This is a genomic window from Ruminococcus sp. MSJ-25, assembly GCF_018917825.1.
Lineage (GTDB): Bacteria > Bacillota > Clostridia > Oscillospirales > Ruminococcaceae > Hominimerdicola > Hominimerdicola aceti.
Map to the genome: position 1 here is coordinate 41,604 of NZ_JAHLPI010000006.1, position 21,360 is coordinate 62,963.

Sequence of the window (21,360 nt, forward strand, 5' to 3'; positions counted from 1 at the left end):
AACTCTAGGCTCTTTTACTTTTACCATTGGGTCAATGATTGTTGGTCTTTTTGTTATCTCCTGCTCTATCGCTTTGTTACATTATTTGCTTAATGGTGATTAATATGTTAGACCTCTCAGTATATTTATTTTTATGTTTCATAGTAATGCTTATCCTATGGCATTATAACAAGAAAGGATATTGATATGTTAGCTATACTCAAACTCTTTGTGATGATACTTTTTGTTGTCCTTTTTTTCTCTGCCCTCTGTGGTGTGGTTGTGTTTATTTCTGACATCAAGCGGTTTAAGCTTGATACACAAATGAGCCTGCCACGCCAAAAGCTTATAGAGCGGTATGTAGACCAACAGGAACTTGAAAAGGGCGGTGATAATAATGCTGTATGATGTTGAAAATTCCTGTTACCAACTTCTTAAACTCTTAGGCTGTGATTTGTCCGCTATAGACTCTATAACAACTTGGAAACAGTTCGGTGTATTATGTATTGAATTTATATTCGCCTGCATAATGCTTTATTTGCTGTGGAAGATGTTGTACAACGCTATGATAAGATTTTTCAATCCAAGAAAGTGGTGATAATATGGTTATTTTAGATTATTTCGTCCGTCTGCCCGCCCTCACGGCTTATGTTGCATATGACAAAGCCACCGCCCTTTATTTCAACTGGAAACAGCTTTTTCAAGGTTGGGGTATACATTTATACGTCGGAAAATTCGGTGCAGGTAAAACTTCTCTTATGGTTACTGAGGCGTACAAGCTGTGCTGTAAGTATCCGCAACTTCATATCGTCACAAATATCAAGCTTTCGGGCTTTCCCGAATATACAAAGATTTATCCCCTTAACTCTCCGCAGGATATCTTGAACGCTCCTAAAAATACTTTAGTCTTGATTGACGAGATAGGAACGATTTTCAACAGCCGTGATTTTTCGGGCGGTCGCAACAGCGTTCCTAAAAGTCTTTATCAGCATTTGTGCCAATGCAGAAAACGCCGTATGATGATACTTGCCACAGTTCAGCGGTTTAACCTCTTAGACAAGCAGATACGTGACATAACCGCTGACGTTACCGCCTGCCGAACACATTTCAGACACCCTTTTACACGGCTTATGACAGGCTATAAGTATGATATAGAGGAGTATGAAATGTATTCTGAAAATCATTCTTACACGCCTGTGTGTTCGTCCACGGTCACACATTTGCAACGTAACCAGTACCGCAAGCTTTACGATACTTCGGAACTTGTAACGAATATGCTCAACAAAGATTATATATCTGATGAAGAAATATTGCGTAATCGTGATAGCGAAAGCAATAATATTCCCCTTGACCGCAAACAGAATAAGCGTATGCGTAAGCAAAGCAAATGGTAAAAAAAACACCGCTGAGGTTGCCTTTAGGCTCTCAGCGGTGTTTTTTGCTATTGCATATTATTGTTTTGACTGAATTTATTTATAAGAATCATGTTGGTATCTAATAAATTCTTATTCATCATTTCAAGTCGCTTATTAGTTTCTTTCAACTCTTTATATGTTTTTTCTGTGTTTCCTGCTGTACATAATATTGCTACAAACAATATTATATTTATGATTATACCTATCACCGCAACAGTAATCAAAACTGTTGCTAATTCTCCACTCGCTTGTAAAATATCCATATTATTTTGCTCCTTTCATTTCTTTTTCAATCAGATCTATAATAAAAGCGTTAAGACTTTTACCTTTACTTTCTGCATACGCCTTGTATACTTCACGTTTTCCTTTTGGTACTCTCACTTTAATATCATCAAGGTTATTTTTCATATACTTAGCTGTTGCTTTTTTTTGTGCCTCAGTGTACGGCATAATATCACCTCTTTTGTATATTATTATATCATATTTTCTATATGTGTACAATATACACTTTGTACAATATGTACCCTATATCTTTGTTTGAATTGCTTATTGATATATCGTACCCGATATGTTATAATATATACAGACAAAAGGAAAGCGGATAACCCACAAACCGCAGAAAGGTTGATTAAAATGAGAGAAGTTGCAATTGTTTTTGATGAATATAATAATGAAATATTCTTTGGTGAAACTGTTGGCGAATGTCATAATTATTGTGATACTCACAATATCACTGGTGAACACGGCGAATATATTGGCATAGGAATTTTTGATGAAAGCACAAGATATTTTGAACTCGAAGATTATGAGGGTATATAAAATAATAGAAAGGATTGTTGAAAATGACTATTTCAAACTATTACGTTCGTGAGTATCTTCACCTTTATCGTGAATATCGTAAAGTAATTAATATATTTGATGCTTTTCTTTTGTATGGGAAAATAGAATACACTCTCGGCGAGTTGCGGAGAGATTTTTCTCTTGACTATCAATTTCACTGTGCCCTTCATGATAGGCTCTTTAATCTTTCTTGCCGTACTTGTGAAAAGTTCGGCGTACTTAATTCTCAGAATAATTTCTGATTTTTCTATCCGTGAAATTTATCAAGCGGACGGCTGGGGGTGAATTGCGAATTGTTGGAATTGTTGGAATGTTGGAAACAACAGCTTTCAGGTTTTCAACATTTCAATGATTTCAATGATTCACAAGAGGGGAACGCCGTTCAAGATTCCCCCTCTTTACCTATGGTTATGACGAAAGGACGATTGAAAATGAAAACTTCTAATCAGCTTGCAAAGTATCGTGAAAGCCTTGTGAAATATGCTCTTAAGTACGGAGTTACAAAAACAGCTATCAAGTACAATACAAATAGACAATATGTCTATCGTTGGAAAAACCGCTATAACGGCACTACAAAGAGCCTGCTTAATCGTTCTCACCGCCCTAACTCTTTTCCTACTGCTCATACAGAAAGTGAAATAAACCTCATTAAGAGTTATCACCGCAGAAACAAGCACACAGGGCTTGTAATGCTCTATGTTAAGCTTGTACAAGCAGGCTACAAGCGTTCTATCACAAGCCTTTACAGACAGCTTAGAAAGCTTAACGCTATCACTGTAAAGCTACCAAATCCGAAGATAAATCCAAAGAAATACGAAACAATGTTTTATTGCGGTCAGCGTGTTCAAATTGATGTTAAAGTTGTTCCGACTTCTTGCATAATCGGTATTGAAAAATACTATCAGTACACCGCAATAGACGAGTACAGCCGTAAACGCTTTCTAATGGCGTTCAAAGAGCAAAGCACATATAGTACATATCAATTTGTTAATGCCTTGCAGAACGCTTGGAAGTTCAAAATAGAGTGCATACAGACCGACAACGGCTCTGAGTTTACAAACCGCTTTACCACAAATAAGGATAAGCCCTCGTTGCTTGACCTTTGGTGTGAGAAACATAACTGTATACATAAGCTTATAAAGCCAATGACACCACGTCATAATGGCAAGGTTGAACGCTCTCATCGCAAGGATAACGAATACTTTTACGCAACACACAAATTCTATGATTTTGAGGACTTCAAGCGACAGCTTAAACGTTGGAACTATCAGTATAATAATATTCCAACTCGTTCACTTGATTGGAGAACTCCACAAAGTGTATATAATGACTATGTTAATTTTGGTGAAGTCTACGAATTTAACTACAATAAATAAAAAAATGTGTAACACATCATTGACAAACTAACAACAAATTAAATTTACTTTTGTGATTTTAAACAAATATAATAACAAAAAAACATACATATTGCACATAAAAAAAGGCAAGCATATTTCAGCCTGCCTTTGTGTAGCTTACACTTTATACGTTAAATCTGAACAGAACGATATCGCCGTCCTGCATAACGTAATCCTTACCCTCAAGACGAACAAGACCCTTTTCCTTAGCCGCCGTCATAGAGCCACAGCTCATAAGATCGTCAAATGAAACAACTTCAGCTCTGATGAAGCCCTTTTCAAAGTCAGTGTGTATCTTTCCTGCCGCCTGCGGAGCTTTAGTGCCCTTTTTGATAGTCCAAGCTCTTACCTCAGGTTCGCCTGCTGTCAGGTATGAAATAAGACCAAGAAGCGAATAGCCCTCCTTGATTATTCTGTTAAGACCTGAAGTTTCAAGACCGAGGTCTGCAAGGAACATTTCCTTGTCCTCGTCGTCCATGTCAGATATCTCAGCCTCTATCTGCGCGCATATCGGGAACACAGCCGAGCCTTCGGCTTTTGCAATCTCGCAAACTTCCTTGTAATGCTCGTTGCTTTCGATATTGTTTCTGAAATCATCTTCGCAAAGGTTAGCCGCATAGATAACAGGCTTAAGTGAAAGAAGCGGTGTTTCTTTAAGTATCTCCAGCTCGTCCTCTGTCATGTCATAAGAACGTGCAGGCTTGCCGCTTTCAAGATGCTCTTTGAGCTTTTCAAGGAACTCTACAGCAGAAGCAAGAGATTTGTCGCCCTTCATTGCCTTTTTAGTTCTGTCAAGCTTTCTCTCGATAAGCTCAACGTCAGAGAAAATTAGCTCCAAATCTATAGTTTCAATGTCTCTGCGAGGATTGATAGAGCCGTCAACATGAATGATGTTAGGGTCGTCAAAACATCTTACAACGTGAACGATAGCGTCCACCTCTCTTATGTTTGAAAGAAATTTGTTTCCAAGTCCCTCGCCCTTTGAAGCACCCTTTACAAGACCTGCAATGTCAACAAATTCAAGTGTTGCAGGAGTAAACTTTACAGGGTGATACATCTCAGCCAGCTTGTCAAGTCTTTCATCAGGCACCGAAACAATGCCCACATTCGGTTCGATCGTGCAAAACGGATAATTTGCAGATTCTGCACCCGCATTTGTGAGTGCATTAAAAAGTGTTGATTTTCCTACGTTAGGAAGTCCTACCATGCCAAGTTTCATATCAATATACGCCTTTCGTTAAAATTTTACGCCATCATGGTCAAAATCATCTTCATCATCATCAAAGTCATAATCATCATAATACTCGTCAGGGTCAAAATGATCGTTACAGCCACCCTTGTCTATCTTGTTGTTACAACCGATAGTAACGCCTTTCTTGATAGGCGAAACAAACAGACCAATTATAACGCCAAGGAGAAAAAGTGCAAGACCTTTCCAAAAATAGCTTACTGTGCAGTTATTTTCAGTATCGCAGTTTTCTTCAAAAATATCCATAATAATACCTCCGTCTATTCTACTGATTTTAAAGATTCTACCATATCTATCTTTTTAAGCTTGAAATGAAGAACCAAATTAACTATAAATGCAAATGCCAATGTGAGCAATGCACCAAGCACATACGCCCACCAAACAAGCTGTCTGTTGAACAGCACAAGGTCGACCTCAGAAGTTATCACAACAAAATAGTGCAGTATCTTTCCTGCCACAAGACCCACGATAATGCCCACAATCGTCGATATCAGATTTTCTCTGTAAATATACGCTGAAGTCTCTCCGTCATAGAATCCAAGCACTTTTATTGTCGCTATCTCACGAACACGCTCAGTTATGTTTATGTTTGCCAAATTGTAAAGCACCACAAACGCCAAGCCTCCCGCACAAACGATTAGCAAAATAACGATAGCGTCAAGGCTGTCCACAGAATTAAGGAAACCTCTGCTTGAATCATTTTTAAAGCTTATTCCATAAAACTCGTCATTTGAAATAAGCTGTTCCTTGAAAGAGTTTTCATCAGTGTCTTTCTTTAGGTCAATAAAAGAAAGATTATAAACAGGCTTCTCACCATATACACTTTCAAAATCATCAGGAGTGATGTAAATATAATGCAAAGCATAGTTCTTGCTTACTCCGCCTATCTTGAACTCTTTCTCCTCATGACCACTGAGCTTTATAGTAATAGTGTCACCCGTTTTCAGGTCAAGAAGCTTTGCAAGCTTTTGTGTTATGATAACAGAACCGCTTTTCACTTTAAGGTTTGATCCATTCTCAGCAGATACAAGATCGATATAATCTCCCATATTTTCAGGAGCTTTCGGCACGATCATAGAAACAGACTGGTTTTCACTTTCATTTTCTGCAATGCCTTCTGTACTCTGCATAAGCATAGATTTGTCTACCTGTGGGATACTGCTTATCTTGTCCTCCAATTGTTTCTCGTCAAAATCAGCTGAATTAAGTACCGCGATCCCATCATACAGAAATATCTCATTAAATTGCTTTTCGGCAATAGTCTTTATAGAATATTTCAAACCAAAACCCGTGACTATCAGCGCCGTACAGCCTGCCACTCCCACGATCGTCATAAAGAAACGCTTTTTATATCTCAGCAAATTTCTCACAGTGACCTTTGCAAGAAAGTCAAGCCGATTCCATATAAGATCCACACGCTCCAGCAAAACACGCCTGCCATTCTGCGGTGGCTTTGGACGCATAAGCTGTGACGGCTGTGACTTAAGCTCTTTGATACAAGCGTAAAGCACCGCCGAGCAAGTGCAAATAACCGACACCACCAAGCAAAGCACCATATAAACAGGCTTGAACGGTGTGTCAATATCAGGAATGTTATATAAAATATTATAGCAACTATAAATTATCTTCGGAAAGATCTGCAATCCAACAACAACGCCTATGCAGCTTCCTGCTGATGCCGCTGCTGCTGCATAGAAAAGATACTTTCCGGCTATTCTTGCCCCACTGTATCCTAAAGCCTTGTATGTACCTATCTGCGTTCTCTGTTCCTCTACCATTCTAGTCATTGTGGTCAGGCACACAAGCGCCGCCACAAGAATAAAGAACACAGGAAACACCTTTGCGATAGAGTCGACCTTCTGAGCGTCCCCATAAAAGGAACTATAATCAGAGCTAGCCTCAAATCTGTCATACTGATAGAATGCAGGTGTTTTAACGGCTTCAAGTTCTTTTTTCGCTCCGGCTATCTCATCTTCTGCCGCCGCAAGCTGACCATTATATTCATCAAAAGCCGCCGTACTTCCTGTCTTTTTGTCTTCAAGAAGCTTTCCTGCCACTTCTTCAAGCTGTTGTGCTTTTAAAAGCTGTGACCTTGCAAGATACTTTGCACTAGAACCACTCTGTTCAGCCTTATCATAAGCCTCCTGAGCTTCCTCAACCGACTTCTGCGCTGTTGCCAAAAGCTCCGTAAGCTGATTTTCGTCGCAGGCAAGCGCCTGTTTCAAGATGTCAACTTTCTCCTGAGCGACGTCAATACTGTCCTGAGCGTCACCGCTTAGTTTTTCAAACCTTGCGTTCACACTGTCCTCAAAAAACTCCACCGCCTGAACGCTCTTATCTTTCACAGCCTGCTTATACTCGTCGGAAAACGGGTCAAGCTCGTCAGTGCCTTTGAATTTCACATAAAGCTCTGTGTAATAATCGCACACAAACTCGCTCTCAGGCACAAAAACGTTGCTTACCACAGTTCCGTTGCCCACCGTGGTCGCATCACGCTCATAGCCGATATAAAGTGGCGAAGCCACGATACCAACTATCCTATATGTGTCAGTTGCCAAAGTATCAGTTATCTTTTTTGACGAGTCAGGCTCATTGATCTTTATCTCTCCGCCCACCTTAAAGGTGTCAGGTGAACTCATTTTTACCTCTACTGCGCACTCACCTTTTTTTTCAGGCAACCTGCCATCTAGTAAAACAGGCTTATCAAGATTATTAGGGCTGTTCTCATCAACAACGTCGTTAAAGGACATGAATTTCAGCACAAGGTTTTGATTTTCATGATAATAGAAAACGTCCTTAGAATATCCCGCCATAACGCCCTGAACATCATCAGCTTTTTTCACAGCCTCAACGTCCTCAGACTTAACGCCTATAGACGACATTAACTTAATATCCATAAGTCTGTTATCACTGAAATATTTCTCCGCCGCGTCTATCATATCAGGCATAGTCGCCTTGATACCAGAGAAAAATCCACAGCCAAGAAGAACTATCAGAAAAATAGAGAGAAATCTGCCCAACGAGTGTCTTATCTCTCTGACAGTATCCTTTTTCAATGCACTTTTCATGACAGACCTCCCCCCTTGTAATATCATTCTTCCCCGTCACTATCCGAAAAATCATCAAGACCTATCCTGCCCGATAAAATAAAATAAACAATCGCCGCAAGGACAAAAACGACAGGAGCAAAAATTATAATAGCTTTTTTAGCCCACTCAACCCCCAACGCTCCCGCAAGCATAAGACCCAGCACTCCTGATATATCAAAAAACAAGATACAAAAATACGTCCTAAGTGCCGATACCGCAGGTGCAGTGTCCCCATCGGGGTCAGCTTTATCACTGAAAATATTTATCCTGCCTGCTGAAAACACAAGCAGAATAAACACCACCATAGCAAGAAGACTCAGCACAAGATCCACCACATAAGGCTTTGTCCTGCCTGCCGTCATGCCCACTATCAGCACAAAGCAATCACACCCCATGCAGAACATTAGAGCCGCCGTATTTACCACCGTAAGCACAAGCTGAAAAGGCGTAAAAGGAACTTTTTTCATTTTATCTTAATCGCCGAACATTTCCTTAGAAAGCTTGCCAAGCTTCTCACAGCCGTCGATTATCTGTTTGTCTGTAGGAGTTGAGAAGTTCAATCTGAATGAAGCTGTCTTGTCAGACTCGCTTACCATGAAAGCATTGCCCGGAACAACGGCTACCTTATATTCTGCAACAGCCTTTTTGCAGAAACCAGTCATGTCACTGCCCTCCGGAAGAGTACACCAAATGAACAGACCGCCCTCAGGTCTTGTGAACTTGATCTGTGAAGAGAAATTCTTCTCGATCTGCTCTATCATAAGTTCGAGCTTATGCTTGTAGATCACTCTCAGCGAAGCAAGATGTGCTTCCATATCATTGTCCTTCATGAAGTTGTAAGCCAGCATCTGCGCCCAGATGTTTGTATGTACGTCAGCCACCTGCTTGCAGACAACTATCTTTCCGATTATCTCCTTTGGAGCGGAAATGTAGCCAACTCTGATACCAGGAGCAAGTATCTTTGAGAATGTTCTTGAATACATAACAAGACCGTCCTTGTCCATGCTCTTGATAGACGGGATAGCCTCACCCTTTATTCTCAGGTCGCCGTATGGGTTATCTTCAAGTATCATAACACTGTACTTCTTAGCAAGCTCGTAGATAGCCTTTCTCTTTTCAAGAGAAGTTGTAAGACCAGTAGGGTTCTGGAAGTTAGAAATGATGTAGAATACCTTTACCTTGCCTGTAGCGAAAGCTTCTTCAAGCTCTTTCAGGTCAACTCCGTCTTCATGAAGCGTGATACCCTTAAGCTCAACATTGTAAGACTTAAACGCATTAAGTGAGCCTATAAAGCTTGGAGCTTCACAGCAAAGAACGTCGCCTGGGTCGCAGAGAACTTTACAAGCAAGCTCGTTAGCCTGCTGAGCACCGCTTGTGATGATAAGATCATCTCTCTCAGGGTCAAATTCACCCTTCTTTTCAAGCTCTTTCTTAAGAAGATCTCTCAGCGGAGTATATCCCTCTGTAAGGCTGTACTGGAGTGCGCCGATAGGGTTTTCCTTGAATATCTCTTCTGATATTCTATTAAGCTCTTCCACAGGGAATGCCTCAGGAGAAGGATTGCCTGCCGCAAATGAAATTACCTCTGGGTCAGAAGTAAATTTAAGTATCTCTCTGATAGCAGACGCCTGCAAATGAGAAACCTTTTCTGAAAACTTATAAGTCATAACTTTTTTACCTCTTTTTCTTAAAAATACATAATATGATTATATCACATTTTTCCTATAAAATAAAGTGTTTACGCAAACTTTTTTTAGTATTAGCACCCTAAGTTCTATTTTTGTGCAATTTAAACAACTGCATATCCACCTGACATATGGACAAACCGTAATAAAACCCACCTTAACAGCATAAGATCATATAAAAACAAGTCAGAAAGCAGGTTGACAGATGAAAAGACAAGGCTTTATAAAAGGCTCAGCAATATTGCTTGCAATGGTTCTGATAACAAAAATTCTCGGACTTCTCTATAAGATACCTCTTACCAATCTTCTGGGCGGCACAGGCATGGGATATTTTGCTTCAGCATTCTCAGTTTTCACACCAGTTTTCGCCATAGTCGTTTCAGGTATCCCCTCCACCATGGCTCGCCTTACCGCTGAAAACTATGCCCTTGAACGCTTTTCAAATATGCGTCATACCAAGCGAACTGCATTTTTTCTTTACACGATCATCAGCGCAGCCGCTGCTGCAGTAATGATACTCACCTCAGATTTTCTGTCACGCAATGTAGTCGGCGAGCCAAGTACAAAATATGCTCTCATGTGCGTTGCCCCATCTATTATTTTCTGTACCATTATGTCAGTGGAACGCGGTTACTGTGAGGGCTTGCAGAATATGATACCGACCGCTGTATCAGAAGTGATAGAAACCCTTTTCAAACTTATCCTAGGTCTTGGTTTCGCCTACGGACTAATGTATCATATCTCCGATATGTATGATAAAACAGGCATGATATTCGGCACAGCCTATGAAAACTCACGTCAGGCAGCCTCCGCCGCACTTCCATTTATAGCTGCCGCAGCTATCCTAGGTTCGTCCATAGCCTCTGCGATCGCCTGTCTGTATATTCTCATATCAGGCAAGATCAAAGGCGACAGCGTAACAAAGCAAATGCTTCAAAGAGATACAATAACAGACCCCACAGGAGCAACAGCCAAAAAGCTTGTCGTCTGCTGTCTTCCGATCGCACTTATCTCAGTGATAATGACCTTTGCCAACATGATAGATATGCTCACTGTCAATCCATGTATCAAAGCCGCCATGAAAGCTTCTCCACACGCATTTGACAGCCTGCTTTCTGACAAACTCACCGCAGATATGCTCCCAAACTTTATCTACGGCTCTTACACTGGTCTTGCCGTAACAGTTTTCGGTCTTGTTCCAACACTAACTGCAATGTTTGGCAAAAGCATACTCCCCTCACTTGCCGAAAGCTGTGCCAAGAACGATAAAAAAGCCATGCAGTCAGGCCTTACAAAAATGCTCATCGTCACCAGTATCATAGCCATACCCGCAGGCATGGGCATAGCAGTTTTGTCAGAACCTATCCTGCGTTTTCTTTTTGGAGGCCGTGAAACTGAGATACAAGTCTGCATAATGCCAATGTCCATTCTTGGAATAGCAGTAATATTCCTTGCCATAGCAACTCCCTGCTTTGCTATCCTGCAAACCCTCGGAAAACCTCACAAAGCCATAATAATTATGTTGGCAGGTGGAATTATCAAGCTATTTCTGAACATTATACTTATAAGACAGCCAGTGATAAATATATCTGGAGCAGCTATTTCTACTCTTGCTTCAGAGGTTTTCATATGCGTCCTATCCGTACGCTCAGTTTGCAAAATGACGGATCTAAAACCAAAAGTGAGCGAAATTTTCGTAAAGCCCACCTACGCCGCTATCATGTGCAGTGTGACAGCCGTTTTGTCACACGAAACACTTACGAAAATAGCCCATTTGCAAATAAATCATAGATTTGTGACCCTTTTTTCTATAGGAATTGGTAGCACAATGTACTTTTTTTGTTTATATTTATTGTGCGAAACGCCGAAAAATATTGTAAATTACATATTTTCAAAAAAAAATCCGCAAAACCCTTGAAATTTTGAGCAAAATGGTTTATTATTAATAAGCACCCTTTTGGAAAGGTAATGATGTAATGAGCGATAAAATTAAGGAATTGCTTGCTAAAGACAGTTTCGATATCAATGATCTTGCGGATATCGTGGTAATTCTCAGAAGCGAGAACGGCTGCCCGTGGGATAAGGTCCAGACACATAAGTCTATCAAGAAAGATTTTCTTGAAGAAGTCTATGAGGTCATGGAAGCAATTGACTGTGACTCTCCTGAAATGATGAGAGAAGAACTTGGCGACGTTCTTTTGCAGGTGGTTTTCCATACAGTTATCGAGACCGAAAACAACAATTTCAGACTTGACGATGTGATAACTGATATCTGTAAAAAGCTTATCATCAGACACCCACACGTTTTCGGAAGCGTAGAAGCTGACAACGTTGAAACAGTGCTTAAAAATTGGGACACTATCAAGAAAGAAACCAAGGGACAGGAAACTTATTCCGATACTCTTAAAAGCGTTCCAAAGAACTTCCCTGCACTTATGAGAGCTCAGAAGTTAAGCAAACGTGCAGCAAGAGCAGGTATCGAGTATGACAATGCTCATGATATCAGCGCACTTGAAAATGCTGTTAAGGCTCTTGAAAACAGTGCTGACAGTGATAAAGCCGTAGTTGCAAAACAGCTTGGTGAGATAATGTTCACTTGTGCTTCACTTGCAAGAAAGCTTGACCTTGACGCTGAAGAAGTGCTGACGGATACAAATAATAATTATATCGAAAAGTTTGAGAAAACAGAAAATGCTGTAAGGCAAAACGGGCAGGATATGAACGCCCTGAGCATAAATGAGCTTGACGCTTATTGGCGAGAGCAAAATGAATGAATAACTTTATTCGTTAAAAATAATTTGGAGGTAAAAACAATGACAAAGGCAGAACTGATCAATCTTATCGCAGAAAAGGGCGATTATTCAAAGAAGGACGCTGAGAAGGCACTTACAACTGTTATTGATTCTGTGTCAGAGACACTTGCTAACGGCGAGAAGATCTCACTGGTAGGTTTCGGTACATTCGAGGTTAGAGAGAGAGCTGAAAAGACAGCTATCAATCCTCGTACAAAGGAGCAGATCACTGTTGCAGCTAAGAAAGTTCCTGCATTCAAGGCAGGCAAGGCTCTTAAGGACGCTGTAAACAAGTAATCTAAAGCTTATGCCACTCAGACCTAGCCTGCGGGTTAGGTCTTTTTTACTACAAAGGAGGAAAATATGCGGCTTGATAAATACCTGAAAGTCACAAGACTTATTAAACGACGTACCATTGCAAACGAAGCTTGCGATGCAGGCAAGGTGCTTGTGAACGATAAGATTGCAAGAGCTTCATATGACGTGAAAGTTGGCGACATTATCACCATAAATATGGGTCAGAAGCCTGTCAAGGTGGAAGTTCTCAATGTCACCGAGTATGTAAAAAAAGAAGAAGCAGCCGAGAATTATCGTGTTATCAGCTAAAAAAGAGGACCGCTCAATGCGATCCTCTTAATTTTTTTATCTATTATTATGCGTTTGCACTCAAATCATAATCTGACAGATCAATATCAGAGAAATCGTAGTCATCATTCAGAGAAATCGTAGTCATCATAATCATCATAATCACCATAGTCATCATAATCTGACTCAAGATCACCCTCTGCATTTACAAGCATATTGTAGACCTCGTCACCAAGAACTTTCTTTACATTAGCAACAAATCCGTCACTGTCACAGCCTGCAAGGTATGTATTCATCTGATCGTCATTTGTGATGTCATAGATCTTGTCACCTGACGGAACAGTGATGTCAGAAGCCTCTGTCTTATTTCCTGTAACTGCCATTGTAACAAACTGCTTGCCGTTCATGCCAAACTCAACAGAAAGGTCAAGCTTGTCAGCAGTTGAAGCAGAAGCAAGCTCTACCCAGCCTGATACAGCCTGAGAATCAGATGTACCATTCACATCAAATCTGATAGTACCTGAGAATGCGTCACCCTCTTCTTTAAGGTCTTTGAGAGTCACCTCAGCTTCCATTGTGTCAAAGTTTATGCTCGGTGAAACTGCCATGGTAGGCTCAAGGGAAAGTCCACCGTCAGCAGAAGTCTTGTCAGCGTCTATATCTGAATCAGCCGCAGTTTCCATTTTCATTGTGAACTTGCCATTTGTAACACCGTCAACAGTATTTGCAGAACCCTTGAATGATGCACTGCCCTCACTGCCCATGTCAAGACTAAAATCAACAGCCACAACATCGTCCTTAAGAATAGTGTAAAGAGTTGCACCCTCGCCGTCTTTTTCAAAGCTAAAGCCCGCAAGATCATCACCGCTGTAGTAAGCGTTAAATGTTGCAGTTTCGTCAAGATTATCACTTGCAAAAAGTGAATCCATAGAATCAGCATACTGTGAGATTATCTCATCATATGACATACCAAGCTCTTCAGCAACGCCTGCCTTGTTGAACATATCTTTAAGCGTAGCGTCGTCCTTAGCCTTGTCAAGAACAGCCTTAAGAGCAGCCTTTACATCATTGCCTGAGATAGTGTATTCCTTAGTTGTATAGCTGTACTCGTTTCCGTCAATGTCACCAGTCTTTTTCTCACCGTCAACAGGCTTAGGGAAAGAGTCCTCCATAACCTTCTTGTATTCCTCCAGATCCTTTTCAAGTGCGTCAGTATCAAAATCAACATCAGCGCCCTCAGCAGAATCAAAGAGAGAATCAAGGTCAATGCCCTGTGAAGAAAGCTCACTGCCTACCTTGTCTTTAAGGCTGTCAACGTTAACCATAAGATAAGCGTCAGAAAGCTCAGGTATCTGAACATAAGCCGACTTGTTATCTCTGGAATATACAGCATTAGCAGACACAAGATTATTTCCGCCATATGTCAGCGAAACATCTGCTGCAGTGTTGCTTCCCTTCTGCTTTGTAACAGTTGTCACAGAAATAGGCTGTAAGCTAACGCCTGCCTGCTCTGTGAAGCCCTCGCCGAATGAAACAGTAGCCGTTGCGTTGTAAGCAAAATCAAGTTCGCCCTTGATAGCCTTTTCAGCCGTGCCAAGAGTGTTGTTTATATTATCTGCCACCTGAGTAAGCTTAGCCTTGCCGCCCTCAGTTTTACCATCATTACTGTCTTTATTTACAAAATAATAGCCAAGACCTGAACCAACTATGCTAAGACCCAAAACTCCTGCCAATACAGGTGTAAGCACCTTGTTTTTTACCATTTTATTTCCTCCTTAAAGAAACTCATGTTTCTGTTCGTATTTAAAATATAACATACTTTTAACAATTTGTCAATAGACTAATATATTACAAATCAGCTACAAATTCCCCTAAAACAACAAAAAGAGAGGCACAAGGCCTCTCTTCATCATATTCTCTTATCAGCCAAATTCAAATCCGCCAGCCCTCACTCTGTCGATAAATTCCCCAAGAATATCAGTATTGGTTTTCGATACCGAGTGAAGCAAATAAATAGCCCCCGGGTGAGCCGAATTCACAAGCTTTTCAAGTGCCTGCCCTTCATCAGGCTGATCGTTTACGTCCCAATCAGCGTAAGCAAAGCTCCAAAGCTCAGTCTTATAACCGCAGTTTGCCGTCACTCCAAGAGAGAACTCCGAAAACTCGCCCATAGGCGGTCTGAACACTGTCATGGTATAATCATAGTTATCCTCCATATACTTATGGAAATCCTTTATCTCCGACTCACATTCCGCCTGCCCAAGCGTCGGCATAGAATAATGGTGTACCGAATGATTTCCCACAATATGCCCCTCGTCTATCATACGCTTCACAAGTTCAGGATTTTTCTCTGCATAATCCTGCAAAAGAAAAAACGTCGCCTTGACCTTTTTCTCTTTCAGCACATCGAGTATCTTTTCAGTGTATCCGTTCTCATACCCCTGATCAAAGGTCAGATATATCTTGTCATCATTATTTATAGCCTTTGCGTTAAGCTTACCGTATTGTGCATTAAAATCAAGCGCACCCGTTGTCCTGTTCTTATCATCGACCAAAACGCCCTGACCATATCCCACCTTGTCATGTGAAAGCCCCGAAAGATCTATCTTTTCCTTAGCTGTTTTCTTTCCCACAGCCACAGGCTCGATGACCGCCGAGCTTGTTCCCTCTGATGAATTTTCCTCACGCATTATCACTGTCCTGCCGCAAGCACTGAGTGCCACAACTGCACAAATAAGTGCCATGCAATTTCTTATCTTCATATGAAACCCTCCGTTTTCTTATCATCTTATACTATTATGTTCAGAAAACGGCTTTATACAAAAATACGTTTCAGGTAAATTCTGACGTAAAACAAAAAAGGCGGTAAAAACTACCGCCTTTAAATATCAGTTATGACTCAAGATAGGACTTCACCAATGCCTGCAAAAGCTCATCTCTGTCAATATGACGAATAAGACTTCTGGCATTATTGTATGTTGTTATGTAGGTCGGGTCCTCAGAAAGAATATAACCTACGATCTGATTAATAGGATTATAGCCCTTCTCTTTCAGAGCGTCATATATAATTGTAAGTGTCTTTTTCAGCTCAGCCTCCTTGTCGTGCTGTACTGAAAATTCCATAGTTTGTTCGTGCATTATGCTCAGCCCCTCTGCAATGTATTAATATCAGCAATACGCCTGATACTATTATACTCCATTTGTTTCAAAATAACAAGTCAAAAAGCAAAATTTATGCACATTATACAAATCAAGCACTATATTTTTTACATTCTGAGTTCAGCACCGATAGCCTTGAGAGCTTCAAGAACTTTCTTCATAGCCTTATCAGCCTGCTCGTCAGTGAGCGTGCCGTCATGTGAACGCATTGAAATGGAGTATGAAACAGACTTCTTGCCCTTTTCGATCTGCTCGCCCTTGTAAACGTCAAAAAGCGTTACCTTTTCAAGTATCGAGCCAACAGCCTTGCTTATAGTCTTTTCAAGAAGAGCCGCAGGGATATCGTCATCACAAACGATAGACAGATCTCTTGTTGTAGCAGGATACTTAGGCAGCGGCTTGTATGTCTTCTGAGCAACACAGCTTGCCATAAGCTCAGGAACATTTATCTTTCCCACATAAGCTCTTGCGTCAATGCCGTAGTTCTCCAGAACTCTCGGGTGAAGCTCGCCAAAAATGCCGATCTCCTCACCATTTACTTTAACGACAGCAACTCTTCCCGGGTGGAAAGCATAGAACTCGTCAAAGCTACATTCAGCAGTCGCCTTTTCAAATTCAACTTTCTGTGCGCCGAGCTTAGAGAGCAGACCCTCAACAACGCCCTTGATGTCATAGAAATCAGCCTTCGTCTCAGTGTCATAGAAACCAAAACCTAGTCTTTCAGGCTCGTTAGGAAGCACCTCTCCCTCAACAGGTATATACTCGTTTCCTCTCTCGAAGATATAGCACTCAGGGTTGCGGTAGCTGTAGTTTCTTGCAAGCACTTCACATACAGACGGAATGATAGTCGTTCTCATAACGCTAGTGTCCTCGCCAAGAGGGTTTGTGATAACAACTGTCTTTCTCAGTTTTGAGTCAGCAGGAAGATTTATCTTGTCAAAATACTTAGGCGAAATGAATGAGAATGTAGATATCTCGTTAAGACCCATAGCGAGCATAGATCTCTGTATATGTCTGTCAAACTTCTGCGCCTCGGTGAGCTTAGCCTGAGCAACACCTCTAACGATAGTGTTTGGAATCTTGTTGTAGCCGTAAAGTCTAGCAACTTCCTCTGCCACGTCAGCCTTGCAGGCAATGTCCACTCTGTACCATGGCGAAACTACCTTGCCGTCCTTTATCTCAAAGCCGAGCCTTGTGAGATATTCAACCATGTCGCTCTCAGGTATCTCAGTACCGAGGAATCTGTTTATCCACTCAGGGTCAAAATCAACCGTCTTAGGTGTCTCGTCCTCGTAATTCTCATCAATATAAGTCTTTACGACCTCACCAGCACCAAGCTCTTCAACAAGCTGGAAAGCTCTCATAAGAGCCTCATAGCACTCATGTGGGTCAAGACCCTTTTCATATCTTGCAGAAGCGTCAGTTCTCATACCAAGCTTCTTAGCTGTAGTTCTTACGCTTGCACCGTCAAAGCAAGCTGACTCAAATACAACAGTAGTTGTGTCGTCCATGATTCCGCTGTATTCGCCGCCCATAACGCCTGCTACTGCAACAGGCTTTTCAGCGTCAGCAATGACCAACATCTCTTCGGAAAGCTCTCTTACCTCGCCGTCAAGAGTTGTGATAGTTTCTCCTGCCTTAGCGTTTCTGATGTTGATAGATGCGTCCTTAACATATCTCAGATCAAAAGCGTGCATTGGTCTGCCATATTCAAGCATAACATAGTTTGTGATATCAACAAAGTTGTTGATAGGTCTAACGCCGCAGCCTCTCAGTCTTTCTCTCATCCAACGAGGTGACGGACCTATCTTTACGTTCTTAACGATACCGGCCATGTATCTCTTGCAAAGATCAGTGTTGTGTATCTTTACCTTGAGCATATCGTTGATATCTCCATCAATGCCCTTGAACTCAGGTTTCTTGACTTTCAGCTCAGTGCCGAAAGTAGCCGCAGTTTCTCTTGCAAGGCCGATAACAGAAAGGCAGTCAGGTCTGTTTGAAGTTATCTCGAACTCAACTGTCGTATCATTATATCCAATAGCCTCATGGATGTCCTTGCCTACTGTCTTGTCGCAGTCATCGCCAAGAATGAAAATTCCGTCCTCTATAGCATATGGGAAATCGTGAACAGAAAGTCCAAGCTCGCCCAGAGAGCAAAGCATACCATTAGAAGCAACGCCTCTCAGCTTGCCCTTTGTTATCTTCACCTGCTTGCCCTCATGGAGAACAGATGACTTGTGCTTTGCAACAGGAACAAAATCGCCCTCATGAACGTTCTGAGCGCCGGTAACTATCTGAACAGGCTCGTCCTCTCCCACGTCTACCTGAGTGATGAACATATGGTCAGAATCAGGGTGACGCTCCATAGAAACTACCTTGCCCACAACAACGTTAGAAATATCTTCGCCCTCCTGCTCAAAGCACTCTACCTTTGAGCCTGAAAGCGTCAGAGCGGAAACAAAATCCTTTATCGGCATATCGCAGTCTACATAGTCTGCAAGCCATTTCATTGACAAATCCATTTATTATTCCTCCGTAATCTTATCATTTACCGCAGTTTTGTATCTTCTCGTCCAAGTCCTTTAAAAACAGCGGTCTGTAAATATAGAAATCCTTCCACCGCTTTATGTTCACAGTATATTTTATCCCGAAATTATCAGTTATCTCAGCTTTCATGCTGTCATTGACACCATTCGTGCTGTGAACTATGGTCTTGAACTCTCTAATATCCGTATATTTTATAAGCAGTTTAGCCTTAGGCACATACATATATCTGTCAAGTAGATAAAAGGTCTTGTATTTGAACTCGCTTCCCTCTATCTCGCTTTCCAAAGCCAGCATATCCTGAGCGTCAAATTGCTCCAGCCTTGCAAGGTTCCCTCTGTATTGTTTTACCTGCCTTTTAAATCCTCTTATTCCGATAAAAAACAGGATACCCAGAAAAATCATCAGAAACCCACATAGCACGAGCATATCCCATGCACTCTGCTGTTCTTTTACAAGCATGACCGATAACCCACCGCCAACGCCTACTATCAGCGCCATAAGTGTGCTGAGAGCCGCCGACGTTACAAGCTTAGCCTTTGACGGCACAAGCTTTCTGTAAAGCCTGCTCTGCATTATAACATCATTCATTAGAACTGCTCTAAAAATCTCATATCGTTCTCATAAAGCAGACGCATATCATTGATGTTGTATCTGCCCATTGTTATTCTTTCAAGACCGATACCAAATGCAAATCCGCTGTAAACCTCAGGGTCAATGCCACAGCCCTCAAGTACCTTAGGGTGTACCATACCTGCGCCGAGAAGCTCTACCCAGCCCTCCTGCTTGCACATTGAACAGCCCTTGCCATGGCAGTTGAAGCACATAAGGTCAACTTCAGCAGAAGGCTCTGTGTATGGGAAGTGGTGCGGACGAAGTCTTATCTGAGTGTCCTCGCCGTAAAGACGCTTCATAAGAAGCTCCAGCGTACCCTTAAGGTCAGCCATAGTGATGCCCTTGTCAATAACAAGACCCTCTATCTGGTGGAACAGCGGTGAATGTGTAGCGTCCACTGTGTCAGAACGGTAAACTCTGCCAGGTGAAATGATTCTGATAGGCGGCTTTCTCTTTTCCATTGTTCTTATCTGAACAGAAGAAGTCTGTGTTCTAAGAACAACATTCTCATTGATGTAGAATGTATCCTGCGTATCTCTTGCAGGGTGAGATTTAGGCATATTCAGTGCCTCAAAACAATAATGGTCTGTTTCAACCTCTGGACCGTCCACAATATCAAAGCCCATACCAAGGAACACTTCCTCTACCTCTTCAAGAGTAGCGTTCAGAGGGTGAGGTCTGCCTATTCTTGTTTTCTTGCCCGGAAGCGTAACGTCTATAGCTTCCTCTGTAAGCCTTACCTGCTCCATTTTGCTTTTAAGCTCTTCCTTACGCTTGTTGAGAGCGTTCTCAATATCAGCTCTTACCTTGTTTGCAAGCTGACCGATAACAGGTCTTTCCTCTGCGGAAAGCTTGCCCATTTGCTTAAGTATGGAAGTTATCTCTCCCTTTTTGCCAAGAAATCTTACTCTGAAATCTTCCAACAGCTTGGCGTCATCAATATGTGAAAGTTCTTCTTTCGCACGCTCGTCAATGCTTTTCAACTGTTCTTTCATTACTTATCCTCCTATAAAAATAAGCCCTGCCCCGACTAAACAGGACAAGACTTTGAAATTCTTGTTTATACCACCTATCAGTAAAGAGCCAACACTCTTCCGTCCTTAACGCAGACAGACGTTCACGCTTACTAAAGACTATCTCTCATTCGGCATGACCACTCGCAAGTGAACTTCATTTTGTCAGGATATAAAGCCGCTTTCAGAAAACGCACACACGCCGCAGTTTCTCTCTGAAGACCCTTAGCAAAACTACTCTCTCGGTCATAGTGTTTTAAGTGTATTGATACAATAATATGTTATCACATTCCGCCTCACATTTCAAGGGCTTAACAAAAAGTTTACAACTACAGCCCATGCTTATGAAGCCTGTCCCACTTCATATCCTCCTCAGAGTAATAATCGTCCTCCTCGTCCTCTATCTTGTTGTATTCCTTGTGTGGATAACCTATCTTCTCATAAAAGTCATTGATAAGCACAAGCTTGCCCTTAGTGTCCTGAAAGCTCAGAGCTATCATACCGTCCTCAGGCACAAAAGCTTTCTCCCTGCCCTCTTTGTCCTTTACCACAAAGCTTGACTTCTCCACATTTTTCAGCACGCAAACGAGTCTGCCCTTGTTTGTCTGATAAGACTTCTCTACTTCCTCATAGTAAAGGCATATGTGCAGATAGCTTTTAGAAAGCCCCATGCGCTGAGAGTGTTCAATGTGATCCTCATATATCCTCGTGTAAACATCAGCGTACCGTGAAAGCGAGTAATACCAGTACATAAGCCCGCCCACAGAACAATTGCAAGCCCCCAGCAGTATAAGCAGAACCTTTGCAAAGACCGCACTTGCAAACACCGCACCAATTATGATGATAACGACCCCAAGCAGGATATTCTTATACATATTCCTCTGCATTTTCCTGTGTTCTTCAATATCATGTGCCGCCTTGACCTGCCTCTCCGCCCTTGACAGCTTCGGAGGATATTCATAAACCGCCTGCAAAACATTCACCTCTCAACTCTTTGA

23 protein-coding genes are annotated in these 21,360 nt (G+C 41.6%); 9 read left to right on the top strand and 14 right to left on the bottom strand.

Translation table 11 applies throughout. From position 1 onward, the window contains the following. Nucleotides 1-186 precede the first annotated feature (186 nt). The 3 genes from KQH97_RS01845 to KQH97_RS01855 are packed head-to-tail and all read left to right on the top strand — an operon-like array spanning nt 187 to nt 1,373. Nucleotides 187-387: a hypothetical protein gene (locus KQH97_RS01845; protein ID WP_117958249.1), complete on the top strand. Its 201-nt coding sequence runs from the start codon at nt 187-189 to the stop codon at nt 385-387. Then, complete coding sequence (locus KQH97_RS01850) at nt 377-577, top strand: hypothetical protein (protein WP_118164636.1); 201 nt, start codon at nt 377-379, stop codon at nt 575-577. The genes KQH97_RS01845 and KQH97_RS01850 overlap by 11 nt, the downstream gene beginning before the upstream one ends. Nucleotides 578-581: 4 nt before the next feature. Further along, on the top strand, nt 582-1,373 hold the full coding sequence (locus tag KQH97_RS01855; RefSeq protein WP_117958251.1) for a zonular occludens toxin domain-containing protein: 792 nt from the start codon (nt 582-584) through the stop codon (nt 1,371-1,373). 47 nt (nt 1,374-1,420) lie between these two features. Here the strand turns inward: KQH97_RS01855 and KQH97_RS01860 are convergent, their stop codons facing one another. Together KQH97_RS01860 and KQH97_RS01865 are read right to left on the bottom strand one after the other, a co-directional pair. Continuing rightward, nucleotides 1,421-1,657: a hypothetical protein gene (locus tag KQH97_RS01860; RefSeq protein ID WP_216552361.1), complete on the bottom strand. Its 237-nt coding sequence runs from the start codon at nt 1,655-1,657 to the stop codon at nt 1,421-1,423. Between the two features lies 1 nt (nt 1,658). Continuing rightward, nucleotides 1,659-1,844 carry an Arc family DNA-binding protein gene (locus KQH97_RS01865; protein WP_216552363.1) on the bottom strand — a complete coding sequence of 62 codons (186 nt, stop codon included), beginning with the start codon at nt 1,842-1,844 and terminating at the stop codon, nt 1,659-1,661. Between the two features lie 183 nt (nt 1,845-2,027). On the opposite strand from KQH97_RS01865, the gene KQH97_RS01870 reads away from it, so the two are divergent. Both KQH97_RS01870 and KQH97_RS01875 read left to right on the top strand, forming a co-directional pair. Then, nucleotides 2,028-2,213, top strand: coding sequence for a hypothetical protein (locus KQH97_RS01870; protein WP_216552365.1), 186 nt, complete (start codon nt 2,028-2,030; stop codon nt 2,211-2,213). A gap of 452 nt (nt 2,214-2,665) precedes the next feature. Beyond that, nucleotides 2,666-3,610: a DDE-type integrase/transposase/recombinase gene (locus KQH97_RS01875; RefSeq protein ID WP_216552367.1), complete on the top strand. Its 945-nt coding sequence runs from the start codon at nt 2,666-2,668 to the stop codon at nt 3,608-3,610. Between the two features lie 145 nt (nt 3,611-3,755). On the opposite strand, the gene ychF is transcribed toward KQH97_RS01875, so the two are convergent. Genes ychF through KQH97_RS01900 form a run of 5 tightly spaced genes read right to left on the bottom strand, consistent with a single transcriptional unit; the run spans nt 3,756 to nt 9,636 of the window. Further along, nucleotides 3,756-4,850 carry a redox-regulated ATPase YchF gene (ychF, locus tag KQH97_RS01880; RefSeq protein WP_041337323.1) on the bottom strand — a complete coding sequence of 365 codons (1,095 nt, stop codon included), beginning with the start codon at nt 4,848-4,850 and terminating at the stop codon, nt 3,756-3,758. 18 nt (nt 4,851-4,868) lie between these two features. Beyond that, nucleotides 4,869-5,126: a hypothetical protein gene (locus KQH97_RS01885; protein WP_195220347.1), complete on the bottom strand. Its 258-nt coding sequence runs from the start codon at nt 5,124-5,126 to the stop codon at nt 4,869-4,871. A gap of 14 nt (nt 5,127-5,140) precedes the next feature. Further along, entirely contained in the window at nt 5,141-7,948 is a 2,808-nt protein-coding gene (locus KQH97_RS01890; protein ID WP_216552369.1) for an ABC transporter permease, read from the bottom strand. 23 nt (nt 7,949-7,971) lie between these two features. Then, nucleotides 7,972-8,436 (bottom strand): hypothetical protein, encoded by a 465-nt coding sequence (locus tag KQH97_RS01895; RefSeq protein ID WP_216552371.1) that lies wholly within the window; start codon nt 8,434-8,436, stop codon nt 7,972-7,974. 6 nt (nt 8,437-8,442) lie between these two features. Then, nucleotides 8,443-9,636: a PLP-dependent aminotransferase family protein gene (locus tag KQH97_RS01900; RefSeq protein WP_216552373.1), complete on the bottom strand. Its 1,194-nt coding sequence runs from the start codon at nt 9,634-9,636 to the stop codon at nt 8,443-8,445. A 223-nt stretch (nt 9,637-9,859) separates the two neighbouring features. Between KQH97_RS01900 and KQH97_RS01905 the strand changes: the two genes are divergently transcribed. The 4 genes from KQH97_RS01905 (at nt 9,860) to KQH97_RS01920 (ending at nt 13,052) form a co-directional block, all read left to right on the top strand. Continuing rightward, nucleotides 9,860-11,572, top strand: coding sequence for a polysaccharide biosynthesis protein (locus KQH97_RS01905; protein WP_216552376.1), 1,713 nt, complete (start codon nt 9,860-9,862; stop codon nt 11,570-11,572). Nucleotides 11,573-11,630: 58 nt separating this feature from the next. Beyond that, on the top strand, nt 11,631-12,428 hold the full coding sequence (mazG, locus tag KQH97_RS01910) for a nucleoside triphosphate pyrophosphohydrolase (RefSeq protein WP_216552378.1): 798 nt from the start codon (nt 11,631-11,633) through the stop codon (nt 12,426-12,428). 24 nt (nt 12,429-12,452) lie between these two features. Next, nucleotides 12,453-12,743 carry an HU family DNA-binding protein gene (locus KQH97_RS01915; protein ID WP_256319968.1) on the top strand — a complete coding sequence of 97 codons (291 nt, stop codon included), beginning with the start codon at nt 12,453-12,455 and terminating at the stop codon, nt 12,741-12,743. A gap of 66 nt (nt 12,744-12,809) precedes the next feature. Then, nucleotides 12,810-13,052, top strand: coding sequence for an RNA-binding S4 domain-containing protein (locus tag KQH97_RS01920; protein WP_022288222.1), 243 nt, complete (start codon nt 12,810-12,812; stop codon nt 13,050-13,052). A gap of 104 nt (nt 13,053-13,156) precedes the next feature. Here KQH97_RS01920 and KQH97_RS01925 read toward each other — a convergent pair whose 3' ends face one another. From KQH97_RS01925 to KQH97_RS01955, 7 genes are all read right to left on the bottom strand, one after another. Beyond that, nucleotides 13,157-14,794 (bottom strand): DUF6583 family protein, encoded by a 1,638-nt coding sequence (locus KQH97_RS01925; RefSeq protein ID WP_216552379.1) that lies wholly within the window; start codon nt 14,792-14,794, stop codon nt 13,157-13,159. A 159-nt stretch (nt 14,795-14,953) separates the two neighbouring features. Further along, nucleotides 14,954-15,793 (bottom strand): polysaccharide deacetylase family protein, encoded by an 840-nt coding sequence (locus KQH97_RS01930; protein ID WP_216552382.1) that lies wholly within the window; start codon nt 15,791-15,793, stop codon nt 14,954-14,956. 130 nt (nt 15,794-15,923) lie between these two features. After that, nucleotides 15,924-16,169: an IreB family regulatory phosphoprotein gene (locus KQH97_RS01935; protein WP_022288225.1), complete on the bottom strand. Its 246-nt coding sequence runs from the start codon at nt 16,167-16,169 to the stop codon at nt 15,924-15,926. A gap of 128 nt (nt 16,170-16,297) precedes the next feature. Continuing rightward, the gene (gene pheT / locus KQH97_RS01940) at nt 16,298-18,712 is read right to left on the bottom strand and encodes a phenylalanine--tRNA ligase subunit beta (RefSeq protein ID WP_216552384.1); all 2,415 of its coding nucleotides are present in this window, start codon (nt 18,710-18,712) and stop codon (nt 16,298-16,300) included. A gap of 22 nt (nt 18,713-18,734) precedes the next feature. Then, nucleotides 18,735-19,325, bottom strand: coding sequence for a hypothetical protein (locus tag KQH97_RS01945; RefSeq protein ID WP_216552386.1), 591 nt, complete (start codon nt 19,323-19,325; stop codon nt 18,735-18,737). After that, on the bottom strand, nt 19,325-20,344 hold the full coding sequence (pheS, locus tag KQH97_RS01950; RefSeq protein ID WP_022288228.1) for a phenylalanine--tRNA ligase subunit alpha: 1,020 nt from the start codon (nt 20,342-20,344) through the stop codon (nt 19,325-19,327). The genes KQH97_RS01945 and pheS overlap by 1 nt, the downstream gene beginning before the upstream one ends. 347 nt (nt 20,345-20,691) lie before the next feature. Further along, on the bottom strand, nt 20,692-21,336 hold the full coding sequence (locus tag KQH97_RS01955; protein ID WP_216552388.1) for a hypothetical protein: 645 nt from the start codon (nt 21,334-21,336) through the stop codon (nt 20,692-20,694). Nucleotides 21,337-21,360: the final 24 nt, after the last annotated feature.